This is a genomic window from Polaromonas sp. P4_F4, assembly GCF_056401355.1.
On record NZ_JBFUJO010000009.1, the window covers coordinates 39,059 to 52,621 of the forward strand.

The window sequence follows — 13,563 nt, forward strand, 5'->3', positions numbered from 1 at the left end:
CGCAAACGCGGTCGCGTTTGCATCCCCATGGGGCAGCCGCACGACGCACAGCCGGCCGGCTGTGCAGTCGGGCGATTGAGCCACCCGAGCCCTTGCATGGGCACTAGCCCATGCGGCGGTCCCGGGCGCCCCACTCATCCCGATTGCACCCCAACGCGGCCTCGTTTAGATCGTAAACAGGTTCTAAGGCATGGGAAGTGTGGTCCAGCCCACCCCTCACACCCCCTCGATCATTCGCATCTCCCGCATCGCCACCGACAGCATGGCCAGGTCCACCGTGCCTGCTGCCTGCTGCTCGGCAAGAAAGCGCCGGTAGCGCTCCAGCGGCACCTGGTTGTGCGCCTGCCAGGCGGCGATCAGCGCCTGGGGCGTTTCCAGAGTCGGTGAAAGCCGGATCACGCTGGTTGTCAGCGCACGCTTGAGCGCGGCCAGGTCGTCGAACAGCGCGGCGCGCGCCAGCATCTGCCAGTGGGTGTCGGCCGGCAGCGCGCTCACGCGCTCGCGTATCCAGCCGTGGTTCAGATGCAGGTCGAGCGCAAAATAAAGGCTGGCGACCAGTTCGAGCTGGCGCTCGCAAGCGGCCGCGACTTCCGCGATGTCGAGCACGGCGGCGATGCTGTCCGCACCCGCGACACGCCGCGCGAGTTCGGCCGGCACCCCGGCCTGCACCAACTCGTCGCGCCGCGCGCCCTGTGCCGCCGCATCGTCCGGCGCCAGCAAGGTCGCAAGCTGCGGGCCGACCAGGTCGGCTGCCGCGCGAAAGCGCGCGACCGCCGCCTCGATCGCGCTGCGTTCGACCCGGTGGCGCAGGAACCACAGGCTGGCACGCTCGATCAACTGGCCGGTATCTGTCAGCATCTGCGCCTGCAGCGCATCCGGCACCTGGTTGTCGAGCGCATCGATGCCCTGCCAGATGTCCTCCAGCCCGAACACCGCGCGCGCGATGATGCAGGCGCGCACGATGTCGGCCGGGGCTGCATCGGTTTCCTCCGCGAGCTGGTGCACCAGGGTCGCACCGACGCGGTTGGTCAGCGTGTTGGTCAGGTAGGTCGCGATGATCTCGCGCTTGAGCGGATGGTGCTGCATCGTGTCGCCGTAGCGCTCGCGCAGGGGCTGCGGGAAGTAGTCGGCCAGCACATGGGCGACGAAGGGATCATCCGGCAGGTCGGACGCGAGCAGCGTGTCGTACAGCCACATCTTTCCGTAGGCGAGCAGCACCGCGCGCTCGGGCGAAGTGAGCCCCTGTTTCGCGGTCTTGCGTTCTTCAATTTCCTCGTCGGGCGGCAGGAACTCGATTTTGCGTTTGAGCCGGCCGGCGCGTTCCAGATGGCGGATCAGCCGCGCCTCGGGCTCCAGCAGCACTGCCGCACGCCTATGGGCGACTGACAGCGCCTGGGTCTGATAGTAGTTGTCGCTCAGCACCAGCTCGCCGACCTCGTCGGTCATCTCGGCGAGCAGCTTGTTGCGCTGTTTGCTGGTCATCTCGCCGTCGGTGACCACCAGGCCCAGCAAGATCTTGATGTTGACCTCGTGATCCGAGCAGTCGACGCCGGCCGAGTTGTCGATCGCGTCGGTATAAATGCGCCCGCCGTGCTGCGCGTACTCAATGCGCCCGAGCTGGGTGCAGCCGAGGTTGCCGCCCTCGGCAACCACCTTGCAGCGCAGCTCGGCGCCGTTAACGCGGATCGCGTCGTTCGCCCGGTCGCCAACCTGGGCATGGGTCTCGCGGCCGGCCTTCACATAGGTGCCGATACCGCCGTTGTAGAGCAGGTCGACCGGTGCCTTCAGGATCATGCGGATCAGATCATTCGGCGTGATCTCGTCGCCTTCCAGCTCGAGCGCCGCGCGCACTTCAGGCGTGAGCGGGATCACCTTCGCGCTGCGCGCAAATACGCCGCCGCCGGCCGAGATGAGCGAGGGATCGTAGTCGGCCCAGCTCGAACGCGGCAGCGCGAACAGGCGCTCGCGCTCGTGAAAGCTCGCCTCGGTATCAGGATTGGGGTCGAGGAAGATGTGGCGGTGGTCGAACGCCGCGAGCAGCCGGATATGGTGCGACAGCAGCATACCGTTGCCGAGCACGTCGCCCGACATGTCGCCGATACCGATCGCCGAGAAGTTGGTGGTCTGGGTGTCAACACCCAATTCCCGGAAGTGCCGCTTGACCGACTCCCAGACGCCGCGCGCGGTGATTGCCATCTTCTTGTGGTCGTAGCCCACCGAGCCGCCCGAGGCGAATGCGTCGTCCAGCCAGAATCCGTATTCGGCCGAGATCGCGTTCGCATAGTCGGAGAAGGTCGCCGTGCCCTTGTCGGCCGCAACCACCAGGTAGGGGTCGTCCGGATCGTGGCGCACCACGTCCGCGGGCGGCACCACCTGCGCGCCGACCAGGTTGTCGGTGAGGTCGAGCAGCCCGCGCAGGAAGGTCTGGTAGCAGGCGACGCCTTCCTTCATGTACGCGTCGCGGTCGGTCACGGACGGCGGATTTTTCACGACAAAGCCGCCCTTGGAGCCGACCGGCACAATCACCGCGTTCTTCACCATCTGCGCCTTGACCAGCCCCAGCACCTCGGTGCGGAAGTCCTCGCGCCGGTCGGACCAGCGCAGCCCTCCGCGTGCGACGCGGCCGCCGCGCAGGTGCACGCCCTCGACCCGTGGCGCATAGACCCAGATCTCGAACATCGGCTTGGGCTCGGGCAGGCCGGGCACGCGCGCCGGGTCGAACTTGAACGACAGATAGGGTTTGAGCCCGCCGTCGGCCGCGCGCTGGAAATAGTTGCTGCGCGTGGTCGCCTCGATCACGCCGAGGAACTGGCGCAGGATGCGGTCCTCGTCGAGGTTGGGCACCTGATCGAGCGCATTCGCGATGTTGTTTTGCAGCGCCTGCGTCCGTGCGTCGCGCTCCTCGCCTTGCGCCGGGTCGAAGCGCGCGAGGAACAGCTCGACCAGTTTGCGCGCAATCGCCGGGTTGCCGGTCAGCGCGCGCTCGACATAGGCGTCGCTGAAGGTCGAGCCGACCTGGCGCAGGTAGCGTGCATAGGCGCGCAGGATCGCGACTTCGCGCCAGGCCAGTTGCGCGCGCAACACCAGCCGGTTGAAGTCGTCGTTCTCGATTTCGCCGCCCCAGGCGCGCGCGAACGCGTCCTCGAACAGCGCCTTGATGCGGTCGATCTCGATCTCGGCGCCGTCGGCGAGCTCCATGCCAAAGTCGTGCACCCACACGGCTTGCGCATCCCGCGGCTCGATGCAATAGGGGCGCTCCTCGTTCACCCGGACACCCAAGTGCTCGAGCATGGGCAGGCTCTGCGACAACGCGACCGGCTGTCCGGCGCGGTAGACCTTGAAGCGCAGCGAACCCGGTGCCGCCTCGATCGGTCGGTACAGGTTCATCGCGAGCGCGGCCGGCTCGCCCTCTGGCTGGCCGCCCTGCACACTTTCCATCAGCTCGATGTCGCGCACCGCGGTGCGCGCCGCATAGTCCTCGCGAAAGCCGGCCGGGAACGAGCCGCCCCAGCGGCGCAGCAACCGGTTGCCGCGCTCCTCTCCGCAGCCTTCCAGCAGCGCGTGGGCCAGCTCGTCCTGCCAGCGGTGGGTGGTTTCGACGATACGTGCTTCCAGCTCCCGCACATCGACTTCCGGAACATTGCCCGGCTGGGTCCGCACCATGATGTAGATGCGCGCCAGCATCGATTCCGACAGCTGCGGTGTGAACTCGGCGCTCACGCCGCGGAAGGCGTCCAGCAGCAGGCTCTGGATCCGCAGGCGCAGATCGGTATTGAACTTCTCGCGCGGGACGAACACCATGCAGGACACAAAGCGGTCGAAGCGGTCGCGGCGCACGAACAGCCGGGTGCGCTGGCGCTCCTGCAAGCGCAGGATGCCGAGCGCGATTTCATACAGTTCGCTGTCGTCGATCTGGAACAGTTCGTCGCGCGGGTACTGCTCAAGTATCGTGAGCAGCGTTTTGGCGAGATGGCCCTTGGGCAGAAAGCCGGCGCGGCTCATGACGTGGGCGACCTTGCGCCGCACCAACGGGATCTCGTCGGTCGCGACCCGGTAGACGATGGAGGTGTAGAGGCCGAGGAAGCGGCGTTCGCCAAACAACTTGCCGTCGGCGTCGAACAGCTTGACGCCGACATAGTCAAGGTAGCCTGGCCGGTGCACGGTCGAGCGCGAATTGGCCTTGGTGACGAAAATCGGCGACGGCGAGTCGACGATGCGCTGCACGCCGGCCGGCAGCCGGGTCAGGTCGGGCGTGGCCGGGTCGCGCAAGGCCTCGCGCAGGATGCCCTGGCCGGAACCCGCGACACCCTGCAGGTAGTAGACGCCGTCCCGCACAAGCGACTGGTAGTCGCGACAGCCGAGGTAGGTGAAATGATCGTCAGCCATCCATTCGAGGAAAGCCCTGGCTTCTGCAGTTTCCGCGACCTCCGCGGCTTCAATCTGCGCCGGGCCGGCTGCCTGCTCGCGCGCGACCAGGTCCGCGATCGTGCGCCGGGTCGTCTCCAGCATCCGGGGCCAGTCCTCCACCGCCGCCCGCACGTCGCCCAGAACCTTGATCAGGCCGGCCGTCAGCTCCTCCAGTCGCGCTGCCTCGGTACGGCGATCCACCTCCAGGTGGATATAGGATTCCAGCGCCGACCCGTCGGATTCGGCATCGCCCTGCTCGCTGGCCGCCTGCACATTCACGATCTGGCCACCGGCCTCGCGCCAGACGCGGAACACAGGATGCACCGCCGCATGCAGCGTGAGCCCGAGCCGGTTGACTTCCATCGTCACCGAATCGACCAGGAACGGCATGTCGTCGTTGACGATCTCGATCACCGTGTGATCGGAGTACCAGCCGTGCTGCTCCAGCCCCGGGTTGTACACGCGCACGCGCGCGCTGCCCGGTGAGAACTTGCGCGCCAACTGCCAGTGCGCCATCGCGGCGCCGTACAGGTCGGCAATGCTGCGGCTGAGTACGTCTTCCTCATCGGCCTGACCGTAGTAGTGGTTCAGGAACGGCTCGAATACCGCAAACGCCGCATCCGGCAGGCGCTCGCGCGCGCACGCCATGACGTCGTCGAACAGGCGCCGCACTTTATCTTCTGTTCTGGTTAGCATGATGTGCCCTCCAGTCTCAGGGCTGACCGACCACCAGATCAGCGTATTTCATCTTGCGCCAGTTACAGGCTCTCAGACTAGTTGATCGGACGAACGGTCAGCGGCGTTGGCCAATGCCATTTTCTCACCAGCTTGTGTTTTTGCATAACGTTGGGATGCAGCACCGGGCTGCCGTGAAGCGTTCACCACTGACGCTGAATTTGCAACACCTGCTTGCAATTCCACGAGGGCTGAAACCGCAAATGACTTTTAACCCTTCAGCCCATGGCGGGCCGCGAGCATCGCTTCTCGCCCATCCACCCCCACCCGGCCTTCACTCGAGCTTGACGCCCGCGTCCTTGACCAGCTTGACCCAGAATTTGGCGTCGTCGTTCAGGAAGGCTGCGAACTGCTCAGGCGACTGGGAAAGCGACACGTCGGTACCCTCGCGCGCCAGCGCGGCCTTGACCGAAGGCTGTTGCATTGCCCTGGTGGTGGCTTCAAATATTTTCCTGACGATGGCCGGAGGCGTGGCCGCCGGCACAAAAAGGCCATACCAGAACTCAATGCTGTATTCAGGCAGGCCCGCCTCGACCATGCCCGCAATGCCGGGAACCAGCGCCGTGCGTTCGCGGGTGCTCACCGCCAGCCCGCGCAGACGGCCGGCCTGCACCATGGGCAGCACCGACGGCGGCGTGCCAAACGTCAGTTGCGTGTCGCCCGCGATCACCGATTGAATCGCCGGGCCGCCGCCACGAAACGGAATGTGCGTCATCTGCACGCCGGTGACCTGAAGGAACAGCGCGGCGCCCAGGTGCGGCGCCGAGCCGTTGCCGGAGGTAGCGTAGTTGAGTGTGCCGGGCGCCGCTTTGGCCCGGGCAATCAGGTCTTGCACCGAGTTGATGCCGAGGGCCGGATTCGCTGCAATCACCAGCGGCGAGCTGCTCACCTTGGTGATGGGGGTGAGGTCGCGGGCGCTGTAACCCAGCTTGGGATTGAGTGCCGGATTGACCGACATGCTGCTCGGGCTGGCGATCAACAAGGTGTAGCCGTCCGGCGCGGACTTGGCCGCTGCCTCTGCGGCGATGCTCGATCCGGCGCCCGCGCGGTTTTCAACCACGATGGGCTGGCCCATGGCCTTGCCCAGCGCATCACCCATGGCCCGCGCTACGTAATCCGCCGCACCGCCGGGCGCGAAGCCGACCAGCAGGCGAATCGGCTTGACGGGATAGGCGGGCGCCTGGGCCCAGGCGCCAGCGCTGAGACTCAGCGCGAGGCCGCCGAGGACCAACGCCGAGAAGATATTTGTTTTTTTCATGTTGAATGTCTCCTTTATTTGTGTACGCGTCTAATGCGTTCGCGGTTCAGGGCATGGCCAGCACGATCTTGCCCAGATGCTGGTTGGACTCCATGTGGGCTTTGGCTGCGGCGAGCTCTCCAAACGGAAAAACGCGATCCAGCAGCGGCTTGATGCGGCCCGCCGCAATGGCAGGCACCACATCGGCCACAAAGCCCGGCACGGCCAACGCGCGCTGCTCGGGTGTGCGCAGCTTGTTGGACACACCGAAGAGCGTCAGCCGGCGGGCATGCAGGGCTTCAATATCGATCTCGGCCTTGAGCACCCCATCGACATAGCCGACCGTGGCCAGCCGGCCCTGGAAGGCCGTGCAGCGAACGTTTTCCGCAAACACCGAGCCGCCCACCGTATTGACGACCAGGTTCACGCCTTTGCCGCCGGTGGCCTGCATCACGGCATCGTAAAAATCGGCAGAACGTGTGCACAGGCCCACATCCAGGCCCAGCGGCTTGAGGCGCGCCAGCTTGTCGGCCGAGCCGGACGTGCCAATCACTTTCGCGCCCAGGGCCTTGGCGGTTTGCAGGGCGGCGACGCCGACACCCGACGACACGCCGTTGATCAGCAGCCATTCATCGGCGGCAAGACGCCCCTGCAGCACCAGCATGTCGTAGACCACCAGGAAGGTCAGCGGAATGCTGGCGGCTTCCTCCCAGGACAGGCTGGCCGGCATGATCATGGCCTCGCGTACATCCATCAGGGCATATTCGGAAAACGTCCCGGGGCAGCGGCCCATCACCCTGTCGCCCACTTTCAGGCTGTTCACGCCGGCACCAAGCCCGACCACCTCGCCCGCCCCCTCCATGCCCACCGCCTTGGCGCTGCCGGGCTTGCCATGCAGGCCATGGCCGACGATGAACTCGCCGCGGTTCAGGCTGGCGGCGTGAAGCCGCACCAGCACCTGGCCGGCTCCCGGCTCGGGTTGGGGTACGTCACGCAGTTCCAGCGTGGCGTGATCCGCGGTCATTTGCATCCAGTAAGACTGCATTCGTTCGCTCTCTTTCGATGTCGGTATCGGTGTCGATGTCGGTGGGGGTGTGGCCGGGCGGCCGGCCCAGACGTCGGTTATTTCCCGGTGAAGGCCGGTTTACGTTTTTCCATGAAGGCCTTGCGGCCCTCGACATAGTCGGCGCTGTCAAAACAGCCGCGAATCAGGCGCTGGCACAGGTCCAGGTCCAGCTGGGGTGAAGGTTTGAGGATTTCCGCCGTGATGGCCTTGCCCGCGCGTACCGTCAAGGGGGCATTGGCGGCCAGGGCCGAGGTGTATTCCGCCAGCAGCGCCGGCAGCTGCTCGGGCTCGCACACGCGCGAAATCAGGCCCAGCGATTTGGCCTCGTCGGCGTCAATCTTGCGGGCAGTGAAAAACAGGTCTTTTGCAGCGCCGGGACCGATCAGGTCCACCAGGTTTTTCATCGCCGAGTAGCGGTAGCCAAGACCGAGGCGGGCCGCGGGAATGGAAAACACCGAGTCGGTGGAGGCAATGCGGATGTCGCAGCTGATCGCCACATTCACGCCGCCGCCGATACAAAAGCCGCGTATGCACGACAGCGTGGGCTTGCTGAAGCGGTGGATGCCCATCAGCGCGTTCTCCGCCATCTGTTCGTAGCGGGTCACGGCTTCCCGGGCGGCACGCATGTCTTCAAATTGCGAGATGTCGGCGCCCGATACAAACGCTTTCTCGCCGGCGCCCGAGAACACTACCAGACGCACCCGGTCGTCGGTTTCGGCCTGCGCCAGCAAAGGCGGAACGGCCTCCCACATGTCGACCGACAGTGCGTTATGGCGGGCCGGATTGTTGAAGCGGATATGCAGCGTGGAAGCGTCCAGCCAGGTCTGCACGCGTTCGGTAGAGGAGTCATAGCTCACGGTTGTCATCAATACACTCCAGTTGATTTCATGCGCGCTAGGTCGCCGGCGCTTAAACCCATTTCGGTCAGGATTTCCTCGGTATGCTCGCCACGGCGCGGCGCGGCGCGGGCAATGGTGCTGGGCGTGCGTTCCAGTTGCATGGGTTGGCCCACCAGGCGCTGCGCCCCCAAGTGCACGGACACCACATCCTTGACCATGTTGAGGTGCTTGATCTGCGGCTCCTCAAAGGCTTCCTGCACATTGTTGATCAGGCCGCAGGCCACGCCGCCGTTGTTCAGGCGTTCGATCCAGTAGGCGCGGTCCTGCGCGGCCAGCAGCCGATTGATTTCGGCGTTGAGCGCGTCGCGGTTCACCGAGCGCCCCGCCTTGTCCTTGTAGCGCTCGTCGCTGACCCACTGGGGCGCGCCCAGGATCTCGCAAAAGCGCTCCCAGATCTTGGAGCCGAACACGGCAATGTTCATATAGCCGTCGCGCGCCTTGTAGACCCCGGTCGGAATGCTGGTGGGGTGAAAGTTGCCGGCCTGCGTGGCGACTTCACCGTCGATCAGCCAGCGCGAGGTCTGGAAGTCCATCATGTAGACCATGGACTCCAGCAAGGAGGTGTGCAACCACTGGCCCTTGCCCGAGGTTTCGCGTTCCAGCAACGCCACCAGGATGCCCTGCGCCGCAAATATGCCGGCGCACAGGTCTGCGATGGGAATGCCCACGCGCATCGGCCCTTGCTCGGCCAGGCCGGTCACCGACATCAGGCCGCCCATGCCCTGGGCAATCTGGTCAAAACCGGGGCGCGTAGCCAGCGGGCCCGACTGGCCAAAGCCCGAGATGCTGGCATACACCAGACCCGGGTTGTCCGGCTTCAGGGTTTCGTAGTCGATGCCCAGGCGGAATTTCACGTCGGGACGGAAGTTCTCCACCACCACGTCGGCCCCGCCAATCAGGCGCTTGAGCACGCAGATGCCCTCCTCCTCTTTCAGGTTCAGGGTAATGGAACGCTTGTTGCGGTGGGTGTACTGGTAGTCGGAGCCTTCCTGCCCGCCCAGCGTGTCATCGCCGCGCATGTGCTCGGGCATCTGGACCTGGATGACGTCGGCGCCCCAGTCGGCCAGCTGGCGGCAGGCCGTCGGGCCGGCCCGGACCTGGGTGAGATCCACCACGCGAAAGCGCTGGAGTGCGGAAGAGGCTGGCAAATGAGGCATGAGGGGAAATCCAGGATTGAAGGGAGGCAAAAACAGGCGCAAGTGTCATCTATATTAACGACAAGTGTCAACACTTTTTTTACTATAGATAACACTTTTCGGCAATTCGTCTTCTGGCAGAATTTTTTCAGGTACCATTCCTGCACAAGGTGGCATGCGCACAATTCGCGCGGCCCCGACCCCTTCAGCCATGACCTCACCCAAAGAAAAGCCCGAACAGGGACTGCCGCTCTTCATTGCGGAAGAGCTCAAGCACCTGATTTACACCGGCGCACTCAAGCCCGGGGAGCGCCTGAACGAGGCCGCACTGGCGCTGCGCATGGGTACCAGCCGCGGCCCCATCCGCGAGGCCATCCGAATGCTGACGGGCCTGGGCATCGTCAAGGCTGTCGTCAACCGCGGTGTCTTCGTGCGGCAGATTTCGGTGCGCGAAATGCTGGAGATCTATGAGCTCCGGGCACTGGTCTTCGGCTTTGCGGCCGAACGCGCAACGGAACATGTCAACGAAGAACACAAGCAGCAGTTTGAGCGGCTTCTCGCACAGATGGATGCGGCCTGCGACGCTGAAGACTCCGATCTTTATTACGACCTGAACCTGCAATTCCACGCGCTGATCCTGCGCCTGTCCAACAACCAGCGAGCCCATGAAACTTATGACGACTATGTCAAGGAGCTGCACCTGTTCAGGCGGCGCTACTTCAACTCACCCGGAAACATGCGGCGCTCCAACATCGAGCACCGGACGATTTACGAGGCCATCATCAAGGGGGCCAAAGCCAGGGCGAAATCGGCTGCTGAACGTCATGTACTGTCGGGGCGGGAACGCCTGCTGGCCAGCATCGATGACAGCAGTCCCCTGTCGTCCTAGGAGACCACCGTGCGCAGGGTGAACGACGATAATCAGGCCATGAGTTCCCTGCCCGCGGAAGTGCGCCCGCAACCCAAATCCCTCACCGACCTGTTTGTCTCATTCACATTGCTGGCCCTGCAGGGCTTTGGCGGCGTGCTGGCGGTCGTGCAGCGCGACCTGGTGGAAAAAAAGCGCTGGATGACGCGTGAAGAATTCATCGAAGACTGGGCGGTGGCACAAATCATGCCGGGGCCCAACGTGGTGAACCTGTCACTGATGGTGGGTGGGCGCTACTTCGGCCTCAAGGGTGCGATGGCGGCGCTCGCGGGCATGCTGACCGTGCCGCTGGTGCTGGTGTTGCTGCTGGCTGTGCTGTATGCCCAGTTTGCGGCGCATCCAGGCGTGGCGGGTGCCCTGCGCGGCATGGCGGCAGTGGCCGCCGGCCTGATTGCGGCAACCGGCATGCGGCTGTCTGGCGCGCTGGCCAAAAACGTGCTGGGACTGCGCCTGTGCGCCGTGTTCGGCGTGGCAACCTTTGCCGCCATCGCCCTGCTGCGCTGGCCGATGGCCTATGTGCTGCCCGGGCTGGGCGGGGTGGCCTGCGTGGCGGCCCTCTACAGGCTCAAGCCATGACCAATGCGCCCCACCTGGTTTTCGGCGCGCATGAATGGTTTGAGCTGTTTTTGCACTACCTGTCGCTGTCGCTGCTGTCGATCGGAGGCGCCATCAGCACGGCGCCCGACATGCACCGGTTTCTGGTGGACAAGCAGCACTGGCTGACCGACGCCCAATTCAACGCCTCCATTGCCATTGCGCAGGCGGCACCCGGCCCGAATGTCCTGTTCATCGCCCTGCTCGGCTGGAACGTGGGCATGAATGCGGGCGGCATGCTCTCCGGCCTAATGGGCGTCTTTCTCGCCTTGCTGGGCATTCTCATCCCCAGCACCGTGCTCACTTACACGGCGGCCCAGTGGGGCCACAGAAATCGGGAGATGCGGGCAGTGCGCGCCTTCAAGCAGGGCATGGCGCCCATCGTGGTGGCGCTGCTGATTGCCACCGGCTGCATCCTGGCGGGCGCCAACGGCAAGGCGGGCAACAGCGTTGCGCAAAACTGGCCCGTGTGGTTACTGAGCGGCACCACCGCGCTGATCGTCTGGCGCACCAGGATTCACCTGCTCTGGCTGCTGGCGGCAGGCGCTGCGCTCGGCTGGTTCGGATTGATCTGAGCGTGATCCGGGCCACATCCAGGGTTTGATCTGCCCTGGGCCGGACCTGCTGGATCAGGTCAGGCTTGGCCTAGTGGGGGTTCTCGAAAAAGATGTAGTTCGAGCCGTAGTCGCTGACCTCGAAATACACCTTTTTCTCGCCGGCGTCGGCAACCATGTTCAGGTTTTCATCCAGCACGCCATACCCAAACCGGTAGGAGCGCGCCTTGTTGTCATCGGTGCCCATGGCGGTGCTCAGTTTGTCAATCTTGATGAAGCGGCGCATCAGCTTGTCGCCCGCATAAAACTCCAGCACGCCGTTGGTGCCGGTCCAGTTCTGGATGTCGCGGCTGATCTTGTTTTGCTGCTCCTGGGTACAGGAAGCCAATAGGGCTACCGCACTGGCAGCCATGAAAACGGGAGCAATCAGGTAACGGAAGCTCATGGTGGGCATCTCCAGGAAAATGCGGGCGACAAAAGCCCGGTCAGCTGCGCTGGCGCAGTGCTTCGTACAGGCAAACGCCGCTGGCCACCGACACGTTGAGGCTTTCGACAGCTCCGCGCATCGGAATGCTGACCAGTTCGTCGCAGGTCTTGCGCGTGAGCTGGCGCATGCCCTCCCCTTCGGCGCCGAGCACCAGTGCAACCGGGCCCTTGAGGTCCACGTCGTAAATCGTTTTGGGGGCGTCATCGCTCGTGCCTATGCACCAGATGTTGCGCTCCTTGAGCTCGCCCAGCGTGCGGGCCAGGTTGGTGACCATGAAATAAGGCATGGTCTCGGCCGCGCCACTGGCCACCTTGGCCACCGTGGCGTTGATGCCGGCGGCATGGTCCTTGGGCGCGATCACGGCATGGGCGCCCGCGCCGTCGGCCACCCGCAGGCAGGCACCCAGGTTGTGCGGATCGGTCACGCCGTCGAGCACCAGCAGCAGCGGCTGCGCGGTGCCGGCCTCTTCCAGTTGCTCCAGCAGCTCATCGAGTGATTTGACCTGGGCCACCGCATCGACGCGGGCGACAACACCCTGGTGGCCATGGCTGCCGCACATTTTGGCCAGTCGCAGGCCGTCGGACTCAATCAGGCGAACGCCGGCTTCGCGGGCGCGGTCGGTGAACTGGCGCATGCGGGCATCGCGGCGCGAGGCATCGAAAAAAACCTCCAGAACCGATTGGGGGGCGGTTTTAAGACGCACACCCACGGCATGAAAGCCAAAAAGAACTTTGGGGGAAGAAGACATACCCGATTATCACTGCTCGTGCCGACGGGCCCATCGGCCACCCTGCCCGCCGTCAAATTGCCGGACCAGCAATAGCAAAGACAAAGGGGGAGCGTATTACCTGGCCCAGGATCGTTTTGTCCATCAAGCCTTGACTATCCGCCCGGCATCAATGGTGATGCGCCGCTCGCAGCGTGCGGCAATCATCGGGTCGTGCGTAACCAGCACCAGCGTCGTACCCAGTTCCTGGTTGAGTTCAAACATCAGCGCCATCACGGTTTCGCCGGTGGCAAAGTCAAGGCTGCCGGTCGGCTCGTCGGCCAGCAGCACGGCGGGCTGCACGACGAAGGCCCGCGCCAGCGCCACGCGCTGCTGCTCGCCGCCCGACAGCACTTTGGGATAATGGCCCAGCCGCTCGCCCAGACCCACCCGTTTGAGCATGTCGGTCGCCAGCGCACGGGCATTTCGTTGATCGGCCAGCTCCAGCGGCAACATGACGTTTTCCAGTGCCGTCAGATTGCCCATGAGCTGAAAATTCTGGAACACAAAACCCACTTCGCGGGCGCGCAGCGCCGCACGGTCGTCCTCATTGAGGGCAAACAGGTCTTGCCCCGCCATCCGCACCGTGCCTTGGGACGGCGTATCAAGCCCGGCGATGATGGACAGCAGCGTGCTCTTGCCGGAACCGGAGGCGCCGACAATAGCGGCAGTTTCCTTAGGCGCCAGCGAGAAATCAATATCGCGCAAAATGGTCAGTGTGCCGGTCGAGTCGCTCACCGACTTGAAAACATGC

10 protein-coding genes and 1 pseudogene are annotated in these 13,563 nt (G+C 64.5%); 3 read left to right on the plus strand and 8 right to left on the minus strand.

Features of this window, described 5'->3' with window-relative positions; genetic code table 11:
* Window positions 1-216: 216 nt before the first annotated feature.
* The 5 genes from AC1DUR_RS11550 to AC1DUR_RS11570 form a co-directional block, all read right to left on the minus strand.
* Complete coding sequence (locus AC1DUR_RS11550) at window positions 217-5,103, minus strand: NAD-glutamate dehydrogenase (protein ID WP_477717390.1); 4,887 nt, start codon at window positions 5,101-5,103, stop codon at window positions 217-219.
* A 313-nt stretch (window positions 5,104-5,416) separates the two neighbouring features.
* A complete protein-coding gene (locus AC1DUR_RS11555; RefSeq protein WP_477717391.1) occupies window positions 5,417-6,400 on the minus strand; it encodes a tripartite tricarboxylate transporter substrate binding protein in 984 nt (327 codons plus the stop codon).
* A 46-nt stretch (window positions 6,401-6,446) separates the two neighbouring features.
* Window positions 6,447-7,403: a zinc-binding dehydrogenase gene (locus tag AC1DUR_RS11560; protein ID WP_477717392.1), complete on the minus strand. Its 957-nt coding sequence runs from the start codon at window positions 7,401-7,403 to the stop codon at window positions 6,447-6,449.
* Between the two features lie 98 nt (window positions 7,404-7,501).
* Window positions 7,502-8,311, minus strand: coding sequence for an enoyl-CoA hydratase (locus AC1DUR_RS11565; RefSeq protein ID WP_477721646.1), 810 nt, complete (start codon window positions 8,309-8,311; stop codon window positions 7,502-7,504).
* Window positions 8,311-9,501: a CaiB/BaiF CoA transferase family protein gene (locus AC1DUR_RS11570; protein WP_477717394.1), complete on the minus strand. Its 1,191-nt coding sequence runs from the start codon at window positions 9,499-9,501 to the stop codon at window positions 8,311-8,313. Before AC1DUR_RS11570 ends, AC1DUR_RS11565 begins: the two co-directional genes overlap by 1 nt.
* Before the next feature lie 190 nt (window positions 9,502-9,691).
* Between AC1DUR_RS11570 and AC1DUR_RS11575 the strand changes: the two genes are divergently transcribed.
* The 3 genes from AC1DUR_RS11575 to AC1DUR_RS11585 are packed head-to-tail and all read left to right on the plus strand — an operon-like array spanning window position 9,692 to window position 11,577.
* Complete coding sequence (locus AC1DUR_RS11575) at window positions 9,692-10,369, plus strand: GntR family transcriptional regulator (RefSeq protein WP_477717395.1); 678 nt, start codon at window positions 9,692-9,694, stop codon at window positions 10,367-10,369.
* Window positions 10,370-10,408: 39 nt separating this feature from the next.
* Complete coding sequence (locus AC1DUR_RS11580; RefSeq protein ID WP_477717396.1) at window positions 10,409-10,984, plus strand: chromate transporter; 576 nt, start codon at window positions 10,409-10,411, stop codon at window positions 10,982-10,984.
* The gene (locus AC1DUR_RS11585) at window positions 10,981-11,577 is read left to right on the plus strand and encodes a chromate transporter (protein ID WP_477717397.1); all 597 of its coding nucleotides are present in this window, start codon (window positions 10,981-10,983) and stop codon (window positions 11,575-11,577) included. The genes AC1DUR_RS11580 and AC1DUR_RS11585 overlap by 4 nt, the downstream gene beginning before the upstream one ends.
* 70 nt (window positions 11,578-11,647) lie before the next feature.
* Here the strand turns inward: AC1DUR_RS11585 and AC1DUR_RS11590 are convergent, their stop codons facing one another.
* From AC1DUR_RS11590 to AC1DUR_RS11600, 3 genes and pseudogenes are all read right to left on the minus strand, one after another.
* Window positions 11,648-12,001: a hypothetical protein gene (locus tag AC1DUR_RS11590; protein WP_477717398.1), complete on the minus strand. Its 354-nt coding sequence runs from the start codon at window positions 11,999-12,001 to the stop codon at window positions 11,648-11,650.
* A 40-nt stretch (window positions 12,002-12,041) separates the two neighbouring features.
* Window positions 12,042-12,791 carry a 23S rRNA (guanosine(2251)-2'-O)-methyltransferase RlmB gene (gene rlmB, locus AC1DUR_RS11595; protein WP_041388857.1) on the minus strand — a complete coding sequence of 250 codons (750 nt, stop codon included), beginning with the start codon at window positions 12,789-12,791 and terminating at the stop codon, window positions 12,042-12,044.
* Between the two features lie 123 nt (window positions 12,792-12,914).
* Window positions 12,915-13,529 (minus strand): annotated as a pseudogene (locus tag AC1DUR_RS11600) (ABC transporter ATP-binding protein); the annotation flags it as partial.
* Between the last annotated feature and the right edge of the window lie 34 nt (window positions 13,530-13,563).